At 62.6% G+C, this 24541-nt stretch carries 14 protein-coding genes and 3 pseudogenes; 7 read left to right on the top strand and 10 right to left on the bottom strand.

Annotated elements, in window-relative coordinates; all coding sequences use genetic code 11:
• Positions 1–945 precede the first annotated feature (945 nt).
• The gene (locus QFZ94_RS00940) at positions 946–2148 is read left to right on the top strand and encodes a hypothetical protein (RefSeq protein WP_429455304.1); all 1203 of its coding nucleotides are present in this window, start codon (positions 946–948) and stop codon (positions 2146–2148) included.
• Positions 2149–2310: 162 nt separating this feature from the next.
• Here QFZ94_RS00940 and QFZ94_RS00945 read toward each other — a convergent pair whose 3' ends face one another.
• Positions 2311–2682: a hypothetical protein gene (locus tag QFZ94_RS00945; protein WP_429455306.1), complete on the bottom strand. Its 372-nt coding sequence runs from the start codon at positions 2680–2682 to the stop codon at positions 2311–2313.
• Complete coding sequence (locus QFZ94_RS00950) at positions 2622–3803, bottom strand: hypothetical protein (RefSeq protein ID WP_429455308.1); 1182 nt, start codon at positions 3801–3803, stop codon at positions 2622–2624. Before QFZ94_RS00950 ends, QFZ94_RS00945 begins: the two co-directional genes overlap by 61 nt.
• An 85-nt stretch (positions 3804–3888) precedes the next feature.
• Here QFZ94_RS00950 and QFZ94_RS00955 point away from each other — a divergent pair.
• A pseudogene (locus tag QFZ94_RS00955) lies at positions 3889–4518 on the top strand (IS256 family transposase); the annotation flags it as partial.
• 53 nt (positions 4519–4571) lie between these two features.
• On the opposite strand, the pseudogene QFZ94_RS00960 reads toward QFZ94_RS00955, so the two are convergent.
• The 3 genes and pseudogenes from QFZ94_RS00960 to darT form a co-directional block, all read right to left on the bottom strand.
• Positions 4572–4667: pseudogene (locus QFZ94_RS00960) on the bottom strand (IS6 family transposase); the annotation flags it as partial.
• Positions 4668–4730: 63 nt separating this feature from the next.
• Entirely contained in the window at positions 4731–5804 is a 1074-nt protein-coding gene (darG, locus tag QFZ94_RS00965; RefSeq protein WP_429455310.1) for a type II toxin-antitoxin system antitoxin DNA ADP-ribosyl glycohydrolase DarG, read from the bottom strand.
• Positions 5804–6448 (bottom strand): type II toxin-antitoxin system toxin DNA ADP-ribosyl transferase DarT, encoded by a 645-nt coding sequence (gene darT, locus QFZ94_RS00970; protein ID WP_429455312.1) that lies wholly within the window; start codon positions 6446–6448, stop codon positions 5804–5806. The genes darG and darT overlap by 1 nt, the downstream gene beginning before the upstream one ends.
• Positions 6449–6941: 493 nt before the next feature.
• Here darT and QFZ94_RS00975 point away from each other — a divergent pair, with 493 nt between their 5' ends.
• The gene (locus QFZ94_RS00975) at positions 6942–7139 is read left to right on the top strand and encodes a hypothetical protein (protein WP_429455314.1); all 198 of its coding nucleotides are present in this window, start codon (positions 6942–6944) and stop codon (positions 7137–7139) included.
• A gap of 31 nt (positions 7140–7170) precedes the next feature.
• Here QFZ94_RS00975 and QFZ94_RS00980 read toward each other — a convergent pair whose 3' ends face one another.
• The gene (locus QFZ94_RS00980; protein ID WP_429455106.1) at positions 7171–8544 is read right to left on the bottom strand and encodes an integrase catalytic domain-containing protein; all 1374 of its coding nucleotides are present in this window, start codon (positions 8542–8544) and stop codon (positions 7171–7173) included.
• 72 nt (positions 8545–8616) lie between these two features.
• The gene (locus QFZ94_RS00985; RefSeq protein ID WP_429455097.1) at positions 8617–9882 is read right to left on the bottom strand and encodes an IS256 family transposase; all 1266 of its coding nucleotides are present in this window, start codon (positions 9880–9882) and stop codon (positions 8617–8619) included.
• 413 nt (positions 9883–10295) lie between these two features.
• Here QFZ94_RS00985 and QFZ94_RS00990 point away from each other — a divergent pair, with 413 nt between their 5' ends.
• Positions 10296–11627: a hypothetical protein gene (locus tag QFZ94_RS00990; RefSeq protein ID WP_429455316.1), complete on the top strand. Its 1332-nt coding sequence runs from the start codon at positions 10296–10298 to the stop codon at positions 11625–11627.
• 58 nt (positions 11628–11685) lie between these two features.
• On the opposite strand, the gene QFZ94_RS00995 is transcribed toward QFZ94_RS00990, so the two are convergent.
• Positions 11686–12021, bottom strand: a complete 336-nt coding sequence (locus QFZ94_RS00995; RefSeq protein ID WP_429455318.1) for a hypothetical protein — start codon at positions 12019–12021, stop codon at positions 11686–11688.
• A 92-nt stretch (positions 12022–12113) separates the two neighbouring features.
• The gene (locus QFZ94_RS01000) at positions 12114–13334 is read right to left on the bottom strand and encodes a hypothetical protein (protein ID WP_429455320.1); all 1221 of its coding nucleotides are present in this window, start codon (positions 13332–13334) and stop codon (positions 12114–12116) included.
• 908 nt (positions 13335–14242) lie between these two features.
• Here QFZ94_RS01000 and QFZ94_RS01005 point away from each other — a divergent pair.
• Together QFZ94_RS01005 and xopAD are read left to right on the top strand one after the other, a co-directional pair.
• Complete coding sequence (locus tag QFZ94_RS01005; protein ID WP_429455144.1) at positions 14243–15736, top strand: hypothetical protein; 1494 nt, start codon at positions 14243–14245, stop codon at positions 15734–15736.
• Positions 15737–16125: 389 nt separating this feature from the next.
• The gene (gene xopAD / locus QFZ94_RS01010) at positions 16126–23463 is read left to right on the top strand and encodes a XopAD/skwp family type III secretion system effector (protein ID WP_429455322.1); all 7338 of its coding nucleotides are present in this window, start codon (positions 16126–16128) and stop codon (positions 23461–23463) included.
• 140 nt (positions 23464–23603) lie between these two features.
• On the opposite strand, the pseudogene QFZ94_RS01015 reads toward xopAD, so the two are convergent.
• Positions 23604–23765, bottom strand: a pseudogene (locus QFZ94_RS01015) (ATP-binding protein); the annotation flags it as partial.
• A gap of 87 nt (positions 23766–23852) precedes the next feature.
• Between QFZ94_RS01015 and QFZ94_RS01020 the strand changes: the two are divergent.
• Entirely contained in the window at positions 23853–24521 is a 669-nt protein-coding gene (locus tag QFZ94_RS01020) for a hypothetical protein (RefSeq protein ID WP_429455324.1), read from the top strand.
• Positions 24522–24541: the final 20 nt, after the last annotated feature.

Genomic DNA, 24541 nt, shown 5'->3' on the forward strand with positions numbered 1-24541 from the left:
ATTGCCCGAACTGCGCTTCACTCAATTTCGTGGGAATCGCCTGCCGGCCATGGTTTGCAGCCATTCTCGCATCCGCAAAGCCCTCACTTTAACCGCTCCCCCTCGCCAGCTCCGAAAGCCATTCCCGGTGGGGCTCGCAGACAAATTCGGCCCCTTCGGAAAACCCGCAATCAGTTGATCGACATTTCTCGTCCCGACACCCTTACTGCAACAGAACCACGCCGTGTACCATGTCGTATTTTCTGCGGAGACTGTCTAGCCCCGTCGGAGTAAAGGAAAAAGAGGTGCCCTGTGAGCGTTGGAAGGGGAAAATATACTTCTGAGGTATGGGGTAAAAATGGCCGTTCCTACCTTGTATATGAAGTGCGTCTTTCTGCTCGACAAAAACCCTCTTTTCTCCCGTGTAGGGCGAGACATCAGACTCGACTCTTATCCTAGCATTAGGCCGAGGCGATAATCCCGAACGGGAGAAGGGGGACAACCCAGAAGTCGGCGGTCTGCTGATCTTGATGGCCTGTTCGCAAATTCTGCCGTGTTGTCTGGTCCAGCCTCCTTCTCAACTGAGCAATACAATTCGGGATCGAAACTGCCGCCCTGACCAATGCGCCTGAGGTCCATTTCCGTTTCTCCCAGTTAGAGATTACACAATATCTCGAGGCCGCCCTTCTCGAAACGGAGGCCCGAAGTTTTTGGTTCGTGCGCGAACCGGCTCTGATGTGACGGACGGCTCAGGTGCAAATAGCGCGGGTGCGAATCGGTTAAGGTGTCGGGCTGAACGAATTGAGAACCGACGATGAGCATCATCGGCGGCTTGCGCCGCGCCGTGATCGTGCTCGACCTCCCTCGTCATGAACTTTCGCATGCCGAAACATATCTTCGCATCCCGGGCGCGTCGTGCTCGATAGGGGATTGATGCTCCCGCTTTAGACGCCTGCCCTGTGCGCGGTGAGCGTCGAAACTAGCAACCAGTTGACACAGCCGCAACTTTCGGAGTGGAAAATGGGCAATTTGTCAAGCATGCCTACCGCCGTACTGCAACTCCCCGAAACAGAGTCCCCGTCAGGTGCAGGCGAACGACCGCAAGAGCAACTGCAAGAACCGCCTCCCCTCCAGCGCCGAACCGTAGATTCGCGACTTGCCGGGCTACCTACGGCATCAGGATCCGGAACCGCACTTGACATCTCGCCGGCTCGCCGGCGAAGCATCGGCGACCGGTCGTCGACCATTCCCGATGCCCTTGCGGTTTACCGTCCCGACGGAGCGAATTCGACGCAACGGCACCCGACCCAGGTGCAGCACAGTGTTCGCCCCAAACTGAACGACTATCCATGCAGTTTTTCCAATCTATGGAGCGTTGCATTAAACGAACTCGGCAATCGTGTCCAACAAGGCATCGCACACGAGGCCAAGATTGGGGCAGCATTGACGATCTATGGATCGAAGCCAGCTTCCTATATTTCAGGTGGGGGGCGGTGGATCAATCAATGCGGACGTATTCAGCCTTCATTCGTCAGAAATGGACTAAGAATTATCGCCGTTCACGCCTCGCAAGATGCATACGTGCTCAATATTAAATATTGCATAAAAAAAGTATCTGAAGAGCGGGGTTTTCTTAATGAGTTTTTCGATATAAGCAATGCCATCAGCAATCATCAAGTACTCGAGGGTCATGTAATACCCACATTACGTCAGAACACCCCACATACGTTAAATAATGAACTAATTGCCATTTTTTTGGGGTACGGTCGAACTAACGGGAAGTTTTTCGGCGAACAATGGTTAAACGCTCGCGAGAGGGGGACGCAAGATCGGATGAGAAATGCAATGGATCGGCTATCAAGCGCATACCCTGGCGCGACGCATTTCAAAGTCCCGGGATTTGTCTGTGAGGATTCTGCGGAGACCAGATCTCTTCTTGCGAATTACTCGAGGGAAGTAGGAGAAATCGAAGTGCAGTACGAGAAACTGTTGAAATCTCACCCACAGCTACCATCGAATCACGTCATCGCGACAGCATTTCTCAATTCACTTTTCGAGACACCTCGGCCAATTCCGCTAGAGCGGGAAGCATTTGTCATGAAACGGCGTAATGACGCCGGGGGTGATTGGGATGATCGTCTTAATGCCGCCAGTTGGAAGTGGTGTTAAACGCAAATTCGAGCGGCCTCAAGAATGCGTTTTTTTGGATTTTGGGCGTGGTTCAAAAAGCGCGATTTTTGCGTTACACAGACGAGCGGAAGCAGCCTGCGTAAGAAAGCAGGAATAATAAGGAATGCGGTTCAAATGGAGGCCGGCGACGACCTGCCGATATCAGGTTCGCTGAGGCTGGAGTGGGCCGAATCCGAGCAGCGTCAGCCAGTGATCGTGAGGCTTGCGGCTCATCAGTTCCCTCGGGCTCTTTCCAGTTCGCTCAGGGCATCGGCTGCGGGCAAAGCGGCGATGGTTGAAGACAAAGTGCAGCAGACCAAGCCAGGCCCGCCCGCCCTTCAGATGACGCCGGTTGGTCAGGTAGACGCGCAGTCGCGAGTTGAGATTTTCGACCAGCGAGCTGCTGCGTGGTGTGCTATGCAGCGCCCCGGATACGGCGGCGTAGACGCCGTGAAACGGGCGGCCGATGCGGGCTAGCAGGCGATTCCACCCTTGCCAGAACGCACTCGACGTTTCGGACTTGCGATGCAGCATGCAGACCTCGCGCACGAGATGGCGCGCCACGTTGTGCGTTCGTGCAATGGCGTCGAGTTTTGTGTCGAGCAGGCCCGCGAAAGCGAGCAGGCCGTCGCGCTGGTTCTGAAGGGCACGCCGGTATGCCCCTGTACGTGACAGGTCCCGTGCTTCACGTTGCTGCAGTTCGGCAACCACGAAATCGAACAGCCGTTGACGCGTCGCGAGGTCCGGCCCAGCCAGTGACAGGATGTCACGTCGAGCCACTGAACCAGGGTGCGCAGGTCGGCAGCCAGCTCGTGCGCATGGGCTTCATTGCGCCGAAGCGTTTCCAGCGCGGCTTCGAGGAGGCTATCCTCACCACGTCGACGGGGATTGGCCAGACGCGCTTCGAGCTGCTCGCGCCCGGTGCGAGCGCCACTGGCGACACGATGCCAGAGCGTCGCTAGTGATTTACCGTGCTGGATGATGTGGAATACGTCGCCGTGACACGGCGTATCGGGCCAGGCCATTTTTTGCCCGGCACGCAGACCGGTTCCCGCATCGGCGATCGTGTGCTCAGGATCGAGGCCCTGTGCCTGCAGGTCCAGCAGATGGATGGCCCAGGTGTCGCCGTCGCGATGGGCTTCGGGGGCGAGCAGATAGCAATAGGTCGAGGCGACATCGATACCGGCGAGCACGGGTTGGGAACCCTGAAAGAGTTCGTCGTGCAGACCGACCCGGATGGGTGAGAGATCGATACCGGCGTTGATGGCGATGGCCTGCTTTGCGGCCCGCTGAAGAACGGTGTGAATCGTGCCCAGGCTGGTCGAGACGCCGAGCAGGTCGTGCATGAGTTCAAGGGTACTGCGAAACGAAACGTGGCCCACCATCGTGAGCGCCACGATGACCTGATCGAGCCATTGGCGGGTGACCGGCAGCATGAAAAGCACCTGATCTGCGTCGGCTGCCCGCGTGGTATCAAAGGCTTCATCCAGCGCTACACTGGCCGTGCCGATCTGTCGGTAGACCGTCGGGCGGCTCACGCCGTTACGCTCAGCCAGCACACTGATGGGTTCGGTGCGCGTGAGGGCCTGAAGTGCAATCGCTTTGCGTTTGTCGTCGCTCAGTCTGCCGACGCCAGATCGGGTGTTTTGAGTCATGGATGCCGCAGAGGAAAAATGGGGCACCATTATCGCCTGGCACTCAAGGTGCCTCCCAATGTGTAACGCAGCTTTGAACCTCGCCCGGGAATCGAAGGCATCGTGGAGCGAACTGCTGCTCGATCTGAAGAAGCGCGGCCTGCCGTCGGGGCCACTGCTGGCCTGCGGCGATGGCGCGATGGGATTCTGGGCCGCGATGGAGGAAGTGTTCCCGCAGACGAAGCATCAGCGCTGCTGGTTTCACAAGATGGGTAACGTGCTCAATGCGCTGCCGAAATCGCAGCAGGCTCGAGGCAAGAAGGCGATGCAGGACATCTGGATGGCGGCCACGCGCGCTGATGCACTGGCCGCATTCAATCACTTCGTCGACGCGTACTCGGCAAAGTACCCGAAGGTCGCCGAAAAGCTGACGGAAGATCGTGACGAGCTGCTCGCGTTTTACGATTTCCCGGCTGAACACTGGCAGCATCTGCGCACCACGAACCCGATTGAATCGACCTTTGCGACGGTGCGCCATCGCACGAAACGCACGCGCAACTGTGTATCGCGCGCGACGTTCCTCGGGCTGGCGTTCAAGCTGATCGAGTCGGCCGAAGAATCTTGGCGGCGCATCCGCGCCCCGGAAAAGCTCACTTCGATGCTTGACGGGATGACGTTCAAGGATGGAGAACCGGTGACCGACAGCACACCGGCTCAGCAATCGCTAGCCGCCTGATTACGCCGAGACCGCATACACCAGATTTGACTTTAACTCACGTATCATCGCAGCACGCACAGCAAAATCACTTCAAGCGGGTAGTGAAGGCACTTCAGGACCTTGGCCAGGCCCGGCGCGAGGGTGGTTCGCGGTGTCTTCGTCTTCATCATCGCACAGCTCAAAAATTCGCTACCCAATTTTAACGTGGGCCTTACTGCAACAGAACCCTGCTACGCGTGCGCCATTTCGGTGAGCCGGGTAAGACCGATCTGAATTGCTCTATCGTCGAACAGCCGGTGTTTCCGCCGACCGGCCGATTCTCCACCCGGCCATTCAGCGAGGCCAGCACGGATGCTCTCCACACTTGCAGTGCGACCCTCGCGCGCCAGCAGCCAGTCCAAAGACGCGAGCAATTCGAGTCCAAACGGCGATTCAAATCCGTCAATAAGCGAGGCCGTTTCTTCTAACGCGGCGAGATATTGCTTCATCTCGCTGCTTTTCAGATATGCGGTCAACACATCACTGCGTCGGTCGTCGAACCAGATCACATCGAGTGGATCTGCATCCGCTATGCGCTTATCGCAATGCAGATAGCTGCCGTCAAGATTGTTTAGCAGATGCTCGAGTCGGTTTGCGTATGGGCCATATGTGTGGGCAATGAACTTGAGTTGCAACGGGTTAGGCACTTCGGTTTTCTCGATCACACGCTCGAGGAACCACGCCAGCTTCTGTATCTCCAGCAGACTGCACTCCATACCGAGTACCCAATACCGTCGCACCGATTCCGCGATCAGCGCGCGCGCCGGTGTAAGCTTCTCGACGCCCTCTCTTTTCGCCACATTTTGATATTTGGCGATTGGCTCGTAGACGAGGATCTCAGTGCCCGACACGTCCCCCAGCGCCGCGTCGATGTGGTCCTTCACAACAAGCCAATCCAAGCCGCCATTGCCAGCCCCGAGCGGCGGGATTGCTATCGACCGGACTTTCTCGCGCTCTATAAAACTGCGGAGATCCTTCAAACCCTCGACGATCCATTCCAAGCGCGACGGTGCACGCCAGTTCTGTTTCGTCGGGAAGTTGACGATCCAGCGCGGACCCATCAGCGCCATACGCTCCGTCACGAACATTTTGCCCGTCTGGACGCGACCTTCCTTGCAGGCAACCGCATATTCCCGGAAGTTCTCCGGGAACTGCTCCTTGAACATCAGTGCGATGCCTTTTCCCATTACCCCAACGGTGTTGACCGTGTTGACCAGCGCTTCCGCTGGCGCCTCGAGGAGATTGCCTTGGGTGTAAGTAATCATCAGAAGTACCATTTTGGGAGTGAACGCACTTGGACGTTCAAACGGCGTGCCGCCAACTCTATCTCCAGCTCGCCCTTCACCGTATCGGTATAGCACACGATGGCGGTAAGCAGCTCGACCGGGAGCTTGCCGTGCACCAGTGCCTCAGCCTGATATCGCTCAATCTGCTCCGGATCGTCCGGATTGCGTTTAAAGTTTCGCGCCTGCAGCAACGGCCAGTCAACCTGATTCAGATCATCCAGATCGCTGAAAAACCGGGCCATCTGCGTATAGGCATGCCGATCTGTAAATACAAACGGAACGCCAGCGTCATGCAGAGCAGGCAATCTGCTAACCAGGATACAGATATTTTCGTTGCGCTGCTTCGGCACACCCCGGCCGGTGTAGATGTTAAACATCATCGGCGAGAACGGGGTGAAGTAGAACGGCACATAGTCGCTTAGCGTCCCGCCCGGCGCAATGGGTACCTCGCGATGTGTGCGACGGCTGATCAGGTCAGCGTTACCTATGGCCACGAAGTTCGGGTCGCGGACCTGGCTGCTGGCACACACGATACCGTTGTCGAGCAGCCATGGTAGGTTTTGCCGATGCACGATGCGCCAAATGAACGCTTGCTTGGCGTTAAGATTTTCGTAATTCGCCATTGAATGCTCAAAGCATGACGCGGATTGTTTCGCAATCTGGCGGCCGATCCGCCTCCCCGGATGCGCGCAACCCAACTGTTGCACGCTACGCAGATTTTATCAGAGGCCAGTCGCCCCCGAACCGGCTGGAGCTATTGACGGTGAACCCCACTAGTAAGGACAAACTCGTGGCCGTTTCGCGTACCTTCCCCTGGCGGCAGCGTTGCGAGCGCAAGGCGCTATTCAGTCGCATCTAGGGCGCTGCAGCTAGTCCAGCATTCAGCCAAGCATGGTCGCAAAAAATGGGGCCGGAATTACAAGGCCACAGCCTTCACGCGTAAAATTTATAGAAATTTTGGGGGCCGATCATTTACCATCAGTCGGACGCTGGTACCGTGCCAGCTCCTACGCTTGAGCATGGGAATCTCGGCGAGGTTCAAAGCTGCGTTACACATTGGGAGGCACCTTGAGTGCCAGGCGATAATGGTGCCCCCATTTTTCCTCTGCGGCATCCATGACTCAAAACACCCGATCTGGCGTCGGCAGACTGAGCGACGACAAACGCAAAGCGATTGCACTTCAGGCCCTCACGCGCACCGAACCCATCAGTGTGCTGGCTGAGCGTAACGGCGTGAGCCGCCCGACGGTCTACCGACAGATCGGCACGGCCAGTGTAGCGCTGGATGAAGCCTTTGTGGGCGGCGACAATTAGCTTGGCCGGCGTGTTGCCTCACGGGATGATGTTACTCCCGGGTAATTGTCAGTCTCTGGTTGTTTTGCGATGACGGCTGGCGCTGCGTAGCGGCGCCAGCCGTCATCGCGTCGGCATCGCCGAGTATCCGCGTCACCAGTTCTCTGGCACGGTTCGATCGCCATGCCTTCACGCGGCGCTGCAAGGTGCGCAGCTGCGCGCCGGAATACATGGTGGGAGCCATTGAAGTGAGACGCTCATGGAGCTTTTGCGCGGTAATGCCGGGCTCCGCTTCGAGCCACTGCTGTATCTTCGGCCAGGTATGCTCGAACGGATCTTCCCGGGTACGCCAGTCATGGGGGACGCGCGCTTTTCGATGATGCGTCGGCCGGACCTCTCCGGCCTGCCACGCCGTTCCAAGACTCACCAGGAAATCCGCGAGTGGAACTTGACCGGATGGCTTTGTCTCTGTCGGCGCCGCTCCGGAAGCACTGCATTCGGCGACACGCTGCTGGGCCTCGCGCATTCGACGTAAGAGATCCAGTGGGTCGAGCGCTCTGAACTGGGCGCGCAGTCTGCGTCTGGTTGCCTCTGACACCGAAGCAGAACGCAGCACGCGCTCGAGCGGCGTCAAGGGCGCCTCATAGCGCTTTGTCACCTTCGCGCCGTGACGGGTCTTCGATTTCAGCTTGAATGACGGCTGGAAGAAGTTGATGTACAGCCGCGACACCTCGTAGAGGGAAGCAAGGGTTGCCGTGGCTTCGAGGCCGCGTAACCTGCCATAGCCAACGAGGCGACGCACGATGGCGCCATTCTTTTGCTCGACCCACGCCTGATCGTTTTTCTTGTAGGCACGTGAGCGCGTCAGTTCGATACCCGTTGCCTTGCAGAAGTCAAGCATGGCCGCGTTCATGAAGGCAGTATCGTTATCGCAATCCAGACCACGCAGCGGAAACGGCAAGGCACGGCTAACACGCTCGATGTGCTCGAGAACGAACGCCCCGCTGCGATACGGCATGGTCAGGCATTCGGTCCAGCCGGTCGCGATATCTGTCATCACGAAGCTGTGCACGAAGTCGCCGTCGATCTTGGTGCCACCACAATGCTCGACGAAATCGACCTCGAGATAGCCGGGCAACGGATCGTTCCAGTCAGAGAACGTGCGGATCGGCACCGCACGGCGAATCGCATTGCCGATTCCTCCGGCGCGCCGGCGCTGGCCGGAGAAGGCCTGCTCGCGCACGTCGCGCAGCAGCCGGTCAATGGTAGCGGCGCTGATCTGCTCAAGCCGTTGGCGCACGTCCTTCGATAGCGACAGGTGACCATGCCGTGTCATCGAGTGGATCAGCGTCGGGATCAGCGCCTTCAGCCGCTTGCCGCAGATCCGGTCGGCAGCCTCCCACAGCGTGATCAGCGCCGCACGCACTTCGTCGTCGTAACGTCGCTGCGGACCTGGCTTGAGTTAAAGTCAAATCTGGTGTATGCGGTCTCGGCGTAATCAGGCGGCTAGCGATTGCTGAGCCGGTGTGCTGTCGGTCACCGGTTCTCCATCCTTGAACGTCATCCCGTCAAGCATCGAAGTGAGCTTTTCCGGGGCGCGGATGCGCCGCCACGATTCTTCGGCCGACTCGATCAGCTTGAACGCCAGCCCGAGGAACGTCGCGCGCGATACACAGTTGCGCGTGCGTTTCGTGCGATGGCGCACCGTCGCAAAGGTCGATTCAATCGGGTTCGTGGTGCGCAGATGCTGCCAGTGTTCAGCCGGGAAATCGTAAAACGCGAGCAGCTCGTCACGATCTTCCGTCAGCTTTTCGGCGACCTTCGGGTACTTTGCCGAGTACGCGTCGACGAAGTGATTGAATGCGGCCAGTGCATCAGCGCGCGTGGCCGCCATCCAGATGTCCTGCATCGCCTTCTTGCCTCGAGCCTGCTGCGATTTCGGCAGCGCATTGAGCACGTTACCCATCTTGTGAAACCAGCAGCGCTGATGCTTCGTCTGCGGGAACACTTCCTCCATCGCGGCCCAGAATCCCATCGCGCCATCGCCGCAGGCCAGCAGTGGCCCCGACGGCAGGCCGCGCTTCTTCAGATCGAGCAGCAGTTCGCTCCACGATGCCTTCGATTCCCGGTAGCCGTCACCGATGGCCACACGTTCCTTCGTCCCGTCCGGTTTGACGCCAACGATCACCAGCAGGCACTGGCCGTCGGAATCGTCGCTGCGCACACCGGTGTGAATGCCGTCGGCCCACCAGTAGACCCAGCGCGCCGACGACAGCTCACGCCGATTCCACTGCTCATGCTCATCGGCCCATTGGGCCTTCAGCCGGCTCACGACGTTCGGCGACATGCCGCTGACCTGGCCGCCCAGCATGATGCCCATGGCTTCGCTCATGTCGCCCGTCGAGATGCCTCGCAGGTACAGCCACGGCAGCGCTGCCGACACGCGCGCGGACTTGCGCACGTACGGCGGCACGATCGTCGAATTGAACCGGATGCCCGAGCCCGAACGATCCCGCACCTTCGGCACCTGAACCGTCACCGGACCGATCGCTGTGACGACCTCGCGCTCGGGCAGGTAGCCGTTGCGCACCACGGCACGCCGGCCGTCGATCGACTTCACGTTGCTGTACTGTTCGAGCATGGTCGCCAGTTCCACCTCGACTGCCTGCTGAATGATCTGCCGCGCGCCTTGCTGGATCAGCTCATCTAGCACGCTTTTCGTTTGCGCTTTACTGCTGTTCGCTTCTTGCGTAATCTTCTTCATGGTGGTCGGGTCCGGCCTTCTCGGGTTCGCTGGTTGTGCCTTTGACAAGCAACATTCTCGCTAGACCGCCACCGCCTTCTCAAATTCCCGCCGCTCCCGCTGTACACCAGATTCGACAATAGCTCACCTGGCTTCGTCCTTTGCGGCTGCGGATCCCGGCACAGCACCCGGATCGCATGCTTCCGGTGATAGCCCGTCAGTTCAATGAATTCGTCCAGGATCTGGCGTTTCTCCGTCCGGTCAGAACGTCGATACCGCTCGCCAACCGCATCAGTCAATTCCCGTCGTGTTGTCATGCTGAGCCGCCTCGTCATAAGTCGTCCCCGCCAGCATTCTGACGGGTAACAAATTACATGAGGCAACAGGTACCGCTTGGTAGCAAAAATCTTGAGTCAATGCGCCGGCCACGCTGCTTGACGCTCTCTACCTTTGATACCACGCGGGCAGCCGACGCAGATCAGGTGCTTTTCATGCTGCCGGTCACCCGCCAATGGCTCGATCAGGTCATCGTGGCGCTCACGATGGTGGGCCACGTTTCGTTTCGCAGTACCCTTGAACTCATGCACGACCTGCTCGGCGTCTCGACCAGCCTGGGCACGATTCACACCGTTCTTCAGCGGGCCGCAAAGCAGGCCATCGCCATCAACGCCGGTATCGATCTCTCACCCATCCGGGTCGGTCTGCACGACGAACTCTTTCAGGGTTCCCAACCCGTGCTCGCCGGTATCGATGTCGCCTCGACCTATTGCTATCTGCTCGCCCCCGAAGCCCATCGCGACGGCGACACCTGGGCCATCCATCTGCTGGATCTGCAGGCACAGGGCCTCGATCCTGAGCACACGATCGCCGATGCGGGAACCGGTCTGCGTGCCGGGCAAAAAATGGCCTGGCCCGATACGCCGTGTCACGGCGACGTATTCCACATCATCCAGCAGGGTAAATCACTAGCGACGCTCTGGCATCGTGTCGCCAGTGGCGCTCGCACCGGGCGCGAGCAGCTCGAAGCGCGTCTGGCCAATCCCCGTCGACGTGGTGAGGATAGCCTCCTCGAAGCCGCGCTGGAAACGCTTCGGCGCAATGAAGCCCATGCGCACGAGCTGGCTGCCGACCTGCGCACCCTGGTTCAGTGGCTCGAACGTGACATCCTGTCACTGGCTGGGCCGGACCTCGCGACGCGTCAACGGCTGTTCGATTTCGTGGTTGCCGAACTGCAGCAACGTGAAGCACGGGACCTGTCACGTACAGGGGCATACCGGCGTGCCCTTCAGAACCAGCGCGACGGCCTGCTCGCTTTCGCGGGCCTGCTCGACACAAAACTCGACGCCATTGCACGAACGCACAACGTGGCGCGCCATCTCGTGCGCGAGGTCTGCATGCTGCATCGCAAGTCCGAAACGTCGAGTGCGTTCTGGCAAGGGTGGAATCGCCTGCTAGCCCGCATCGGCCGCCCGTTTCACGGCGTCTACGCCGCCGTATCCGGGGCGCTGCATAGCACACCACGCAGCAGCTCGCTGGTCGAAAATCTCAACTCGCGACTGCGCGTCTACCTGACCAACCGGCGTCATCTGAAGGGCGGGCGGGCCTGGCTTGGTCTGCTGCAGTTTGTCTTCAACCATCGCCGCTTTGCCCGCAGCCGATGCCCTGAGCGAACTGGAAAGAGCCCGAGGGAACTGATGAGCCGCAAGCCTCACGATCACTGGCTGACGCTGCTCGGATTCGGCCCACTCCAGCCTCAGCGAACCTGATATCGGCAGGTCGTCGCCGGCCTCCATTTGAACCGCATTCCTTACTATTCCTGCTTTCTTACGCAGGCTGCTTCCGCTCGTCTGTGTAACGCAAAAATCGCGCTTTTTGAACCACGCCGCCGGTGATCTGCCGCATCCCCCAGCCAAACAGCCGGTAGAAGGTAAAGATCAGCTCGATGTACGCCGTGGTGTAGGTCGGTTCACGCCCCGACACGCCCGGCGTACGGCTCTTTGCGTTGATAAGCTGCGCCTTCAGATCGCCGCCCGGCACATACAGGCTGATCATGCCGCGCTTTCTCAGGCTCTGGTTATACGCCCGCGCGTTCGTCACCCGGTACCCCGGTTTCTTGCGCTTGCGCGCTTCACCCGTCTTTAGTCTGGCTTTATATGGCATTATTCAAGCTGGCTTCATGATGTTGCGCTTTTACACAACCCGCAGCATCTTTGCAATACCCCCACCCGGACAAAGCCCAACCGCGCGATCGCTTAACCGATTCGCCCCCGAGCGAGCACCGCCAGAACGGCGCTGCGGTGTTCGGGAGGCAGTTGTCCGATGGCGCCGAACACGCTGTCAAACCGCGCTGTCCGGGCCGCTTGCGGCAGGGCATCGATCTGGCGACCGAGTGCGGCCAGCGGGTCGCTGCGGTGTTCGGGAGGCAGTTGTCCGATGGCGCCGAACACGCTGTCAAACCGCGCTGTCCGGGCCGCTTGCGGCAGGGCATCGATCTGGCGACCGAGTGCGGCCAGCGGGTCGCTGCGGTGTTGGTCAGGCAGTTGCCCGATGGCGCTAAGTACTCTGTCGAACTGCGCTGTCTGGGCCGCTTGCGGCAGGGCATGAATCTGGCGACCGAGTACGGCCAGCGGGACGCTGCGGTGTTGGGCAGGCAGCTGCCCGATGGCGCCGAGCGCGCTGTCGAACTGCGCTATCCGGGCTGCCTGGGGCAGGGACCAGATACGGTCACCGAGTGCGGCCAGCGGGTCGCTGCGGTGTTGAGCAGGCAGCTGCCCGATGGCGTCGAGCACACTGTCGAACTGCGCTGTCTGGCCTGCTTGCCGCAAGGCATGGATCTGGCGACCGAGTGCGGCCAGCGGGTCGCTGCGGTGTTGGTCAGGCAGTTGCCCGATGGCGCTAAGTACTCTGTCGAACTGCGCTGTCCGGGCCGCTTGCGGCAGGGCATGAATCTGGCGACCGAGTGCGGCCAGCGGGACGCTGCGGTGTTGGGCAGGCAGCTGCCCGATGGCGCCGAGCGCGCTGTCGAACTGCGCTATCCGGGCTGCCTGGGGCAGGGACCAGATACGGTCACCGAGTGCGGCCAGCGGGTCGCTGCGGTGTTGGTCAGGCAGTTGCCCGATGGCGCTAAGTACTCTGTCGAACTGCGCGGTCCGGGCCGCTTGCGGCAGGGCATCAATCTGGCGGCCGAGCGCGGCCAGCGGGGCGGGGCGGTGTTGGTCAGGCAGTTGCCCGATGGCGCCGAACACCCTGTCGAACTGCGTTGCCTGGGCCGCTTGCGGCAAGGACCAGATACGGTCGCCGAGTGGCTCCAGCGCCTCACCTCGTAGATACACCGGAAGTTCCCCGATGCGCTGCAACACGGCATCGAACCCCTGATTCGTTCTCACGCGCGGCGCATCCCGGACGATAATCCTTACAGCTTGCCGCTCATCCCTGAGTTGCGAGCGCAACTGTCGGTTGGTGCCTGCCAGCACGATACGGCTGCGAGGATCGATCCGCCCTGCAATATCCTGGGTTATTCCAGGCGGCAGTCGTAACAAACCGGTCAAGGCACCAGGCGCACTTGCCTGCGGAGATGGATTCGAAGTGGGCCGGCTGGTGGGATTGCTGGGATTGCCGCTTTCTTCCGTAGAGGTCTGGAAGGCTGACGTGGCAGGGCTCATCCCGCGAACAGGGGGGACCATGGGCAAGTTCCGGTTGCGTTAAAGACCAAGTTATTGTTGGCATGATTCACTCCTGCCACCGGCACATAACGCGAAGTGGCTGACTCGATAGCGAAGGCATGAACTGAGATTGACCGGTTCTGTCGCATAAGTGCGGGGACGCTAGAATGCGTGTCTGACGAAGCTGTACTGACCCGGCTTTGTTCAAGAGGGCCGCTTGCGCGGCGGCCACGCGTGCCGACACCATCTCGAGCACTTCGCCCCTCGGACCATCACTTCGCCCTGCGCATCTTTCCATGCAGGGCCCTTCATGCACCATTGGTACCTTCAACGGATATCCGCTGAAATCTCCCGGAAACCACAACCAGTTGAGAGAGAAAAAACAATGGCGACTATCGAGACCAATCCCCGAGAAAACGCTCAGTTGACGTTTACTGATCCCTACACACAGTCGGACTCCGGGAGTGTCAATGCCAGTCAGGACCGAATTGCGGCAGACATACTGCGATTGTTGGATGACATAGGCGCAGCATCAGGAGAAGGCTCGGGCGGTGGTAAGGCTGCAGCATCAGGAGAAGAAAAGATGACCTCGGAGCACGCGGCAGGCACGCTCAGTTCTTATATGGGGAATAAGGCGAGGTTCAAAGCTGCGTTACACATTGGGAGGCACCTTGAGTGCCAGGCGATAATGGTGCCCCCATTTTTCCTCTGCGGCATCCATGACTCAAAACACCCGATCTGGCGTCGGCAGACTGAGCGACGACAAACGCAAAGCGATTGCACTTCAGGCCCTCACGCGCACCGAACCCATCAGTGTGCTGGCTGAGCGTAACGGCGTGAGCCGCCCGACGGTCTACCGACAGATCGGCACGGCCAGTGTAGCGCTGGATGAAGCCTTTGATACCACGCGGGCAGCCGACGCAGATCAGGTGCTTTTCATGCTGCCGGTCACCCGCCAATGGCTCGATCAGGTCATCGTGGCGCTCACGATGGTGGGCCACGTTTCGTTTCGCAGTACCCTTGAACTCATGCACGACCTGCTCGGCGTCTCGACCAGCCTGGGCACGATTCACACCGTTCTTCAGCGGGCCGCAAAGCAGGCCATCGCCATCAACGCCGGTATCGATCTCTCACCCATCCGGGTCGGTCTGCACGACGAACTCTTTCAGGGTTCCCAACCCGTGCTCGCCGGTATCGATGTCGCCTCGACCTATTGCTATCTGCTCGCCCCCGAAGCCCATCGCGACGGCGACACCTGGGCCATCCATCTGCTGGATCTGCAGGCACAGGGCCTCGATCCTGAGCACACGATCGCCGATGCGGGAACCGGTCTGCGTGCCGGGCAAAAAATGGCCTGGCCCGATACGCCGTGTCACGGCGACGTATTCCACATCATCCAGCAGGGTAAATCACTAGCGACGCTCTGGCATCGTGTCGCCAGTGGCGCTCGCACCGGGCGCGAGCAGCTCGAAGCGCGTCTGGCCAATCCCCGTCGACGTGGTGAGGATAGCCTCCTCGAAGCCGCGCTGGAAACGCTTCGGCGCAATGAAGCCCATGCGCACGAGCTGGCTGCCGACCTGCGCACCCTGGTTCAGTGGCTCGAACGTGACATCCTGTCACTGGCTGGGCCGGACCTCGCGACGCGTCAACGGCTGTTCGATTTCGTGGTTGCCGAACTGCAGCAACGTGAAGCACGGGACCTGTCACGTACAGGGGCATACCGGCGTGCCCTTCAGAACCAGCGCGACGGCCTGCTCGCTTTCGCGGGCCTGCTCGACACAAAACTCGACGCCATTGCACGAACGCACAACGTGGCGCGCCATCTCGTGCGCGAGGTCTGCATGCTGCATCGCAAGTCCGAAACGTCGAGTGCGTTCTGGCAAGGGTGGAATCGCCTGCTAGCCCGCATCGGCCGCCCGTTTCACGGCGTCTACGCCGCCGTATCCGGGGCGCTGCATAGCACACCACGCAGCAGCTCGCTGGTCGAAAATCTCAACTCGCGACTGCGCGTCTACCTGACCAACCGGCGTCATCTGAAGGGCGGGCGGGCCTGGCTTGGTCTGCTGCAGTTTGTCTTCAACCATCGCCGCTTTGCCCGCAGCCGATGCCCTGAGCGAACTGGAAAGAGCCCGAGGGAACTGATGAGCCGCAAGCCTCACGATCACTGGCTGACGCTGCTCGGATTCGGCCCACTCCAGCCTCAGCGAACCTGATATCGGCAGGTCGTCGCCGGCCTCCATTTGAACCGCAATCCTTATTATTCCTGCTTTCTTACGCAGGCTGCTTCCGCTCGTCTGTGTAACGCAAAAATCGCGCTTTTTGAACCACGCCGTCGCGTCCATGGCACGGGAACTCGTACCCATCCGGACAAAGCCTATTGCGACAAAGCCCTTAACGTGACAATGCCCTGCAAAGCCCAGGATATGCCGCAATGAAAATCGACAGGCCAGTAAGTCCAGATGATGGTGGTGACAATGAAGGGGTTGAGGAATCAGCACCCAGGCTATCCGGGACGGGGCCAGGGGGGCGCGCGGATCGGCACACAGGTCCGGCCCTTGACATGCGGCTGGCGGCGCTACCCGTACGTCGCCAGCCGCGCGGGATGCAGGCTTATCCGGGCGCCCAGCGGCAGCGGGCGTTCTCCTCCCGGGCTCATGGCGGCGAAGAGCACGCGGGGGATCCCTTGCGCGCGTTGCCCCGGCGCCAGTGGCGCGAGAGGCCCGAGAGGCCCGAGTCGGACAAGGAGGGGGAGCTGGCCCGCGGGCGGAGCCAGCCGGGGCCCTCGTCATCGCGTCCGGGCGCGCATTACCAGCCCGGTTATCCGCATCGGCCGGTCCTGGCGGGAAGCGGGGCGCAGGAGTCCCGGGCTCAGACAGCGGGCTCTTCGCGTAAGCGAACGCTGCGAGATCCGGAGGATGCGCTGGATGACAGGGAGCGTACTAGGGCACGCATCGGCCCGTATGAATCGCAGCGCCGCAGCCCGTGCCTGGCGAGGCACCTGACATATCCGGCATCTCCGCAACACGCGTTCCAGCGGCTCGTGAAGCAACGGCACGAGCAGCAAGAGCTGCTGTCCCGGGACAGGCGGGATGATGGCTTTCCGCAACGATGTTTCCGCATGGCAACGGACAACGTGCTCGCGCAACGTAATGGCTACGGGCGCGCGCTGGTCTTTCTATGCCCGGAGCATGCTGGCGAGAACGTGCACTTTCTGGATCGGTATCTGCAGAAACTGCAGATACCGCAAGGCCGGTTTGGAGGCGGCAGGAAAGTCCGTGAGGCTGTGGAACTGGCGGCGCACTATGTCGTGGACACCGACTGGTTTGAGGACCTGCCGGCTGTACGTTACGCCCATCTTGCCAACAAGCTGAGCAAGCATGCTGACAGTGAAATCTGCCGGCTGGCGCTGGAACGTATCGCAACGCACGTGCTGAGGCCGGACGCGGCGAACGGGCTCCGGGCCAGGGAGGCGGCCCTTCTGGGCAATGCGCTGTCCAAGGCGGCGCAACATGGGACGTGCCGCAAAGCGGTGGTGCGTCTTGTCGGGCATCTTCGAGCGGACGGCCAGATCGACAGGCTGAACAGCCAGGACGTCTCAAACCTGCTTAATGCCCTCTCGAAGTGGCCGGAGGCGCCCGAAGCGTGGGCTGCTGTGCGGGCCCTGGCTAGGCGGATCGCCACCGACGAGGCGCTGCGCAGGTCGATGAACGCGCAGCATGTGGCGCTGGCCCTGAATGCGCTGTCCAGATGGCCGGAGGCGCCCGAAGCGTGGGCCGCGGTGCGGGCCTTGGCCAGGCGGGTCGCCACTGACGAGGCGCTGTGCCAGTCGTTGAACCCACAGGCAGTGGGGATGGCGCTGAATGGGCTGTCAAAGTGGCCGGACAAGCCCGAAGCGTGGGCTGCGGTGCGGGTGCTGGCGCAACGGGTGGCCACCGACGAGGCGCTGCGCAGGTCGTTGAGCGCGCGGGATGTGGCCGAGGCCCTGAATGCGCTGTCAAAGTGGCCGGAGGCGCCCGAAGTGTGGGCTGCGGTGCGGGCCCTGGCCAGGCGGGTTGCCACCGACGAGGCGCTGTGCAGGTCGATGAACGCACAGGACGTGGCGCAGGCCCTGAATGCGCTGTCCAGATGGCCGCAGGCGCCCGACGCGTGGGCTGCGGTGCGGGCCCTGGCCAGGCGGGTTGCCACTGACGAGGCGCTGCGCAGGGCGATGAGCGCGCGGGATGTAGCCGAGGCCCTGAATGCGCTGTCCAGATGGCCGCAGGCGCCCGACGCGTGGGCTGCGGTGCGGGCCCTGGCGCAACGGGTTGCCACCGACGAGGCGCTATGCCGGTCGTTGACCGCGCAGGAAGTGGGGATGGCGCTGAATGGGCTGTCAAAGTGGCCGGAGGCGCCCGAAGCGTGGGCCGCGGTGCGGGCCCTGGCCAGGCGGGTCGCCACCGACGAGGTGCTGCGCAGGGCGATGAGCGCGCAGCATGTAGCCGAGGCCCTGAATGCGCTGTCCAGATGGCCGCAGGAGGCCGAAGCACGGGCCGCGGTGCGGGCCCTGGTGCAGCGGGTCGCCACCGACGAGGTGCTGCGCAGGGCGATGAGCGCGCAGCATGTAGCCGAGGCCCTGAATGCGCTGTCCAGATGGCCGCAGGAGAACGGCCTGCGGGAGGCGGCCAGGCTGCTGGCGGCACGCCTGGGCCGGCCTCCGCTCGCGTGGAATGCGTTCGGTTTCGGCCAGCTCGCGCAGATTGCCAACGCACTGGCGCGGCCGGGTGGGGACGAAGACGGGGACGCCGGGCTCGCACGCAGTGTACTGATGGGGGTCGCGGCGCACCTGGCGCTGCGCCCGGAACGCTTCGACAGCGCCGAGGGCCGCGGCGTGGGTTTGCTGCTCAAGGCATTCGCCCAGCTGCGGATGCACGACGCGCTACGGCCGCTCGGCGCGACAGCGCTGGAACGGGTCCGGGCGCTGTGCGGTGCCGGGGGCCTGCGCGATGAACCGCTGGAAAGCGTAGGCAACCTGTGCATGGGGCTGCTGCCGCTGGCGCGCAGCGCGCAGCTGAAGCGCCACCGGGTGGACGCGCTGCAGACCTTCGAGGCGCTGCAGCCGGTCGTGGCGCGCAAGATCGACGCGTATCTGCGCCAGGCCCCCGGGGGGGCAGGCGCCCGTGCCGGGCTGCGCCTGAAGGACGGCGACGAAGCGTGCGGCACGCGCTGTGCGGCCCTGTCCCTGTATCAGGTGCTCAAGGCATACAGTCTGGTGGCCCGCCAGTGGAAGGTGAGCTACATCGGCGGCGGACACGAGCTGGTGAAGGCGCGACGGGAGACCCTGAAGCAGTGGGTGCGACAGACGCTGGACAGGACGCGCGAGCTCATCGAGGCGGACCTGCAGGAAATGAGCTGGAACCTGATTGCGCAGATCGAGGCGGATGAGGCGATCCTGGACGCACTGGATCTGCGGCTGGCCAGCGAGGCGCATCTGGCGGACCTCACGGGGCGTTACCCCCCTCGCCGGTTCGATCTGGCAGCGTGCCACGCGAGCCTGCGCACAGCGGCGGGAAACGTGGAGCGACCCGGACCGGGTGTGGGCGACACCCGGCATGTGACGGTCGACCTGCAGGGACGGGAGCTGGAGCCCGCCGCGTCGTCCGGCGGGGAGCGGCGTGACTACTCCTTTTATGCCCGTCTGACGGGCGAGCCCCTGGTGGAGGTGCGGCTGCCGGGCGCGTTAAGCGGCTTCATGCTGGCGCGCACGTTCCAGTATAACGGCGAGCCCTGGCGCTTCGACATGTTCGGCGGCAGCCGCCTGACACGGGGGCGGCAGACGTCAGCCCGGGACCTCGCCGAGGGCCGCAGCGCGTCGGCTTCGGTGCTGCCGGCGGTGCGGTATGCCGACAGCGTCCCCGGCAGCGCCTTCATGGAGCTGGCACAGAAGCTGGCGCCGCAGCGCGAGGACTGGTCGCGCATGCAACGGGCGCTCATGGAGATGGTGCCGCATGACCATGTGGTGGAGGGCACGTTGCGGCTGGGCTGGTTTGAGGACGTGTCCGGGGCGCAGCACCCGTTCAGGCTGCAGGGGCCGCAGGGCGAGCGCATCGCGCTGTGTCCGAATGACGGCTGCGGGTTTCTGGGATGGGATGTGGCGATGCGCATTCCGGTGGTGCGCGACCATATCGAGGCATGGCAGGCAGTCCGGCAGGAACGGGGCAGCGAGGCACAGCGCAAGCTGGTGGAGGGCCAGGAGCCCGGGTTCAACGCGATGCCGCCGCAGGCGCTGATGCATTTCCCGCGGGACGAGGCGGCGCTGGGGGAAGCGCGCGAGGCGATGCAGCGCAGGCTGGACGGGTTGGACAGGCAGGTATCGCCGGAGGTGGGCCGCCTGACGCTGTACCAGCTGGCCGTCAGCGGGGGTTATCAGGGGCGGCGCATCCGCGCGGTGCCCTCGGCTGACGACAGGCTGTACCTGCCGTCGATTCCCCTGCCGGGCTTCGAGGAATTGCAGGGCGATGTGCTGGTGGGCAAGCCGCCCTACGACAAGGAGAACCTGTTGCCCATTGGGGCCGCGCAGGTCGTTACGCCCGGCCAGGGGGACGTGACGGCCCGGTTTCTGGAGCAGTGCTTCGCCATCCAGTACAGCTATACGGGATTCAATGAGGATTCGGCGGAGGGCGCCGAGATGCTGCACAGCAAGGGCATGCTGATCATTGTGCCGCCGGAATACTGGCCCAAGGAGCATGCGGGGCTGCACCTGGCCTGTTCGCGGGAGGACCTGAAGACGCTGTCGCGCTGGACGGGCGGGCGCGGGCGCGAGCGCGACGCGCTGCCGCGGCAGATGCTCAGCACGGGCAGCCTGCGGGTCAAGGACGTGCTGCTGCCGGGGCGGCTTGGGGCGCTGCCGATTGCGGAGCTGCGCAAGCGGAACATGGACACGGACGGGGACGATGCGTTCGTCTATGCGGGCTATCCGGCGCTGGCGGCCCACATCCGTCGCGTCATGGAGGCGCGCCAGGCGCGGCGGGGCGAGGAGCGCTCGTTCAAGCCGCCGAAGACGGCCCATCCGGCTCTCGATGAGCAGGGCCGCTACCACGCAGGACGGGCACGCGAAATCCTGGCCGAGCAGCGCGGGGGGGCGCTGCTGGGGAAAGCCGCCACGCTGGCGATGCGCTTTCTTGCGCAACCGGACGAGCAGCGCGAGGCCATGGCGCGACGCATGATGTTCGGCACCTACGACGGGGTGGAGCGCGAGCTGCGCAACGGGCTGCGCAAGCGGTTGCGGGGGGACGGGGATGCACCAGCGCTGGAGTGGTTGCAGGCGCAGGCAGGTGAGGCGATGGAGCGGGCCCATGAGCCGGAAGCGCACGAGGCGGCGAAACTGCTGTACGAGCTGGGCATGCAGCTGGGCGGCGACAGCGTCCAGGCACCGCCGCTTGCGCCGGCGCTGGCGCAGTGGTTCCCGGCACTGGCGAGCGCCTACGGGCAGGCACACGACACGGCCGGGCGTGTGCACGCGGTGCTGGACAACTATCCGGTGTGCCGGCTCTCGCGTACGGCGTTCCCCGGCGGGCAGCCGGGGCTGGTGCCGGGCGAGCCGGAGCTGTCCATGCGCAATCTTTTTACGATAGCGATCAAGGTGGGCACGGACGCGCTGAAGTCGGACACGGGCACCGATCTGTTTACGGGTGTCATCGAGTGCTGCGAACGGATGGAAAGCCTCTACCCGGAGCGTCTGCGGCGGGTCCCGTACAGCAAGCAGACGGCGGCAGAAATACGCGATGGGCGTTTCGATCCACAGTGGGCGCAGACGGTGCTGCCGCACATGCCCACGATGGCAGCGGGGGTCATGCAGGACGCGGTCCACGCGCTGCAGCAGGCAAAGCTGCTCAGCGTACCGGCTACGCCGGCCGAACGGGCGCAAGAGGTTTCCCGGCAGGCGCTGCAGCGGCAGGCGCAGGCGTTGCATGAGCGCGCCCGCCAGGCCGAGCCGCAGATCACGCCGCTGCTGAAGGACATCCTGGGCCATGGCGGGGTGCCGGGGCGTGAAGGGGGGCGGCCGCATCTGGCGGGCGAACAGAAAAAGCTGAAATCGCCAGGATCACTGCAGGACAAGCTGGCCGAGCTGATTGGCGGCATGCCGCCGCTGGATCTGACCCAGGCCAGCGCGCGGGTCAACGATGCGCTGCGCTACAGTGTGGTGCTGTCCCCGGATACGTTTATGGCGGACTATCGCCGGATCCTTCTGCAGCTCGAAGGGAAGGCGCATGCCCTGATGCGGTGTCACAATCACTTCAGCCGGGAACGCAGCCCTTTCCGGGCGGTGAGCGTCACGCTGGAGGATCCGGAGGGCTTCCCATGGGAAATCCAGTTTCATACGGAGCACACGTTCAGGTGCAAGGAGCACTACCACCACCTGTACAAGCAGGCGCAACGATGTGGATTCGGTGGCGCTCACCGGGACGAGATCTGGAAGCTGCTCGGGCCGGCGCGCGAGGCCTTCCAGGCATCAGCCGTCCCGCCGGGGGTGGAGGATATCGTGGACTGGGATCCGGATCCGGATCCGGTATTGACGGTTCCGCCGCGGCCCCAGCCCCAGGCGCCAGTTGCACGGGGCATGCCGTCCCCGCTTGCGGGGCTGGCCCGTCAGATCAGAAGCCAGGCTGAACGTCTGGAGGGTACGGTCTGGCCTGTGCTGCGGCAGGCGCTGGAGGACCACGGCGCGAAGTTGCGCAAGGACCGGGACGGTGACGACTGGCGCAGCTTCATCTTCAAGAAGGAGAAAAGCATTAAAGAGAAGCTGGCCCGGATACAGCGCGAGCAGGGTCTGCAAACACCGCAGGAGGCCGCCGGGCGGGTACGCGACGGGCTGCGCTACGAGGTACTGCTCGACCCGGAGGGCTTTGCCAGAGGCGCCCAGGGCATTCTCGCCCGTCTGGAGCAGGCCGGCATGACGGTCATGCGCGTGAACAACGGCTTTACCCGTGAGGGCACCGGCTATGCGGGCCTGAATGTGAACGTGCGCACCCGCGTCCAGGGCGAAGACGCCGACTGGGAAATCCAGTTCCACACCCCTGAGAGCCTGCGGGTCAAGCAGAAGAGTCACCGGACCTACGAAAAGCTGCGCCAGCTCTCGCCTGATGCGGAGTCGCGCGAGAAGCTGGAGAAGGAACTGCGCGAGGCGGCAGCGCGCGTGGCGCGCCCGCAGGACATCGGGACGATCGGGTCCTTCGATCACTATGCGGAACCCGCCACTGCCGGTGAAGGGCCCGCTGGCCCGATGAACCCGCCATACCGCGGCGCAGCCCCGGATCAGGCACGCAATCGCGGCCTGAACACCCCGCCGCAGCCGTCCGGGCCGCACCACGCCACGCGAAGCGCGCCTGCGGTAGCGCCGCGGGCCCAGGATTCCGGCCATGCGGTTCGCAGCAGCTGGCCCCCCCGCCCCCCTGCGCGCACCACACGTGTCCAGCCGCCTGCCCGCCCCCTGGCGGGTGCCTCGCCCGCCCAGGCGTCCGTCCGCCGATCCCTGAAGGAGTTCGATTCTGCTAGCCACTATCGCAGTCTTGGCGCGTTTCTGGCGGAAGCGGACGCGGAGATGGGGGTGGCCAGCGGACTGGGAAACAATTGCCTGCTCGACACAGTTCTTCAGTTAGTGTGCAACATCAGGCGACGGCCCGGGGTGGAAACGGAGCAGACGAGGGAACTCGAGGTGGCAGCGCAGGCATTGCGAAGCGTGCTGGATGAGCAGGGCCTGGCCGATGCGCGTGACTTCATCGACATGTACACGGCTGGGGCGAGACTCGCGCACAGCCTTGACATCCGCATCCAGACCATTGAGCTCGAGCAGCGCGGGCGGGTCACAGTGCATCCGGTTGTTGGTCAGCAAGGCCCGCTTGTGCATATCCTCCACACGCACATGCCGGGTCACTTTCAGCCATTGTGGCCGCGCCCACTCTGATCGGCTGCGTATTCCACGCCAAACCGAACGCTGATTCCACAGCAAACCGAGCAGGTGTCACGGATCGGCGTAATCGAGCCGGGGATGATCGGCGTAATGAGGCCACCTGGAATGGCCCCGAAACGCGATTTCGAAGGGACTCAAGAATGCGTTTTTTTGCCTGATTTGGCAACCGCGTTTTCGCCGTTTTCGGGCATCGGTTTCGGCTTGCGGAAGCTCTCACCCTCAATGACGACACGGTAGGCGCCATGCCGTAGCCGATCGAGCGTGGCAGCACCGAGGATGCGGTTGTCGGGGAACGCGGGCGAGGTTCAAAGCTGCGTTACACATTGGGAGGCACCTTGAGTGCCAGGCGATAATGGTGCCCCCATTTTTCCTCTGCGGCATCCATGACTCAAAACACCCGATCTGGCGTCGGCAGACTGAGCGACGACAAACGCAAAGCGATTGCACTTCAGGCCCTCACGCGCACCGAACCCATCAGTGTGCTGGCTGAGCGTAACGGCGTGAGCCGCCCGACGGTCTACCGACAGATCGGCACGGCCAGTGTAGCGCTGGATGAAGCCTTTGATACCACGCGGGCAGCCGACGCAGATCAGGTGCTTTTCATGCTGCCGGTCACCCGCCAATGGCTCGATCAGGTCATCGTGGCGCTCACGATGGTGGGCCACGTTTCGTTTCGCAGTACCCTTGAACTCATGCACGACCTGCTCGGCGTCTCGACCAGCCTGGGCACGATTCACACCGTTCTTCAGCGGGCCGCAAAGCAGGCCATCGCCATCAACGCCGGTATCGATCTCTCACCCATCCGGGTCGGTCTGCACGACGAACTCTTTCAGGGTTCCCAACCCGTGCTCGCCGGTATCGATGTCGCCTCGACCTATTGCTATCTGCTCGCCCCCGAAGCCCATCGCGACGGCGACACCTGGGCCATCCATCTGCTGGACCTGCAGGCACAGGGCCTCGATCCTGAGCACACGATCGCCGATGCGGGAACCGGCGTGGTTCAAAAAGCGCGATTTTTGCGTTACACAGACGAGCGGAATCAGCCTGCGTAAGAAAGCAGGAATAGTAAGGA

It is taken from the genome of Paraburkholderia sp. JPY465, from assembly GCF_050436725.1.
In the GTDB taxonomy this organism is placed as follows: Bacteria; Pseudomonadota; Gammaproteobacteria; order Burkholderiales; family Burkholderiaceae; genus Paraburkholderia; species Paraburkholderia youngii.

Bases quoted from the DNA above. Each gene is read 5' to 3' on its own strand.
- QFZ94_RS00950 (WP_429455308.1), bottom strand. From the start codon at position 3,803: ATGACTCAAAACACCCGATCTGGCGTCGGCAGACTGAGCGACGACAAA.
- QFZ94_RS00945 (WP_429455306.1), bottom strand. From the start codon at position 2,682: ATGCTGCATCGCAAGTCCGAAACGTCGAGTGCGTTCTGGCAAGGGTGG.
- darT (WP_429455312.1), bottom strand. From the start codon at position 6,448: ATGGCGAATTACGAAAATCTTAACGCCAAGCAAGCGTTCATTTGGCGC.
- QFZ94_RS01020 (WP_429455324.1), top strand. From the start codon at position 23,853: ATGACTCAAAACACCCGATCTGGCGTCGGCAGACTGAGCGACGACAAA.
- QFZ94_RS00975 (WP_429455314.1), top strand. From the start codon at position 6,942: ATGACTCAAAACACCCGATCTGGCGTCGGCAGACTGAGCGACGACAAA.
- QFZ94_RS01005 (WP_429455144.1), top strand. From the start codon at position 14,243: ATGACTCAAAACACCCGATCTGGCGTCGGCAGACTGAGCGACGACAAA.
- xopAD (WP_429455322.1), top strand. From the start codon at position 16,126: ATGCAGGCTTATCCGGGCGCCCAGCGGCAGCGGGCGTTCTCCTCCCGG.
- QFZ94_RS00985 (WP_429455097.1), bottom strand. From the start codon at position 9,882: ATGAAGAAGATTACGCAAGAAGCGAACAGCAGTAAAGCGCAAACGAAA.
- darG (WP_429455310.1), bottom strand. From the start codon at position 5,804: ATGATTACTTACACCCAAGGCAATCTCCTCGAGGCGCCAGCGGAAGCG.
- QFZ94_RS00995 (WP_429455318.1), bottom strand. From the start codon at position 12,021: ATGCCATATAAAGCCAGACTAAAGACGGGTGAAGCGCGCAAGCGCAAG.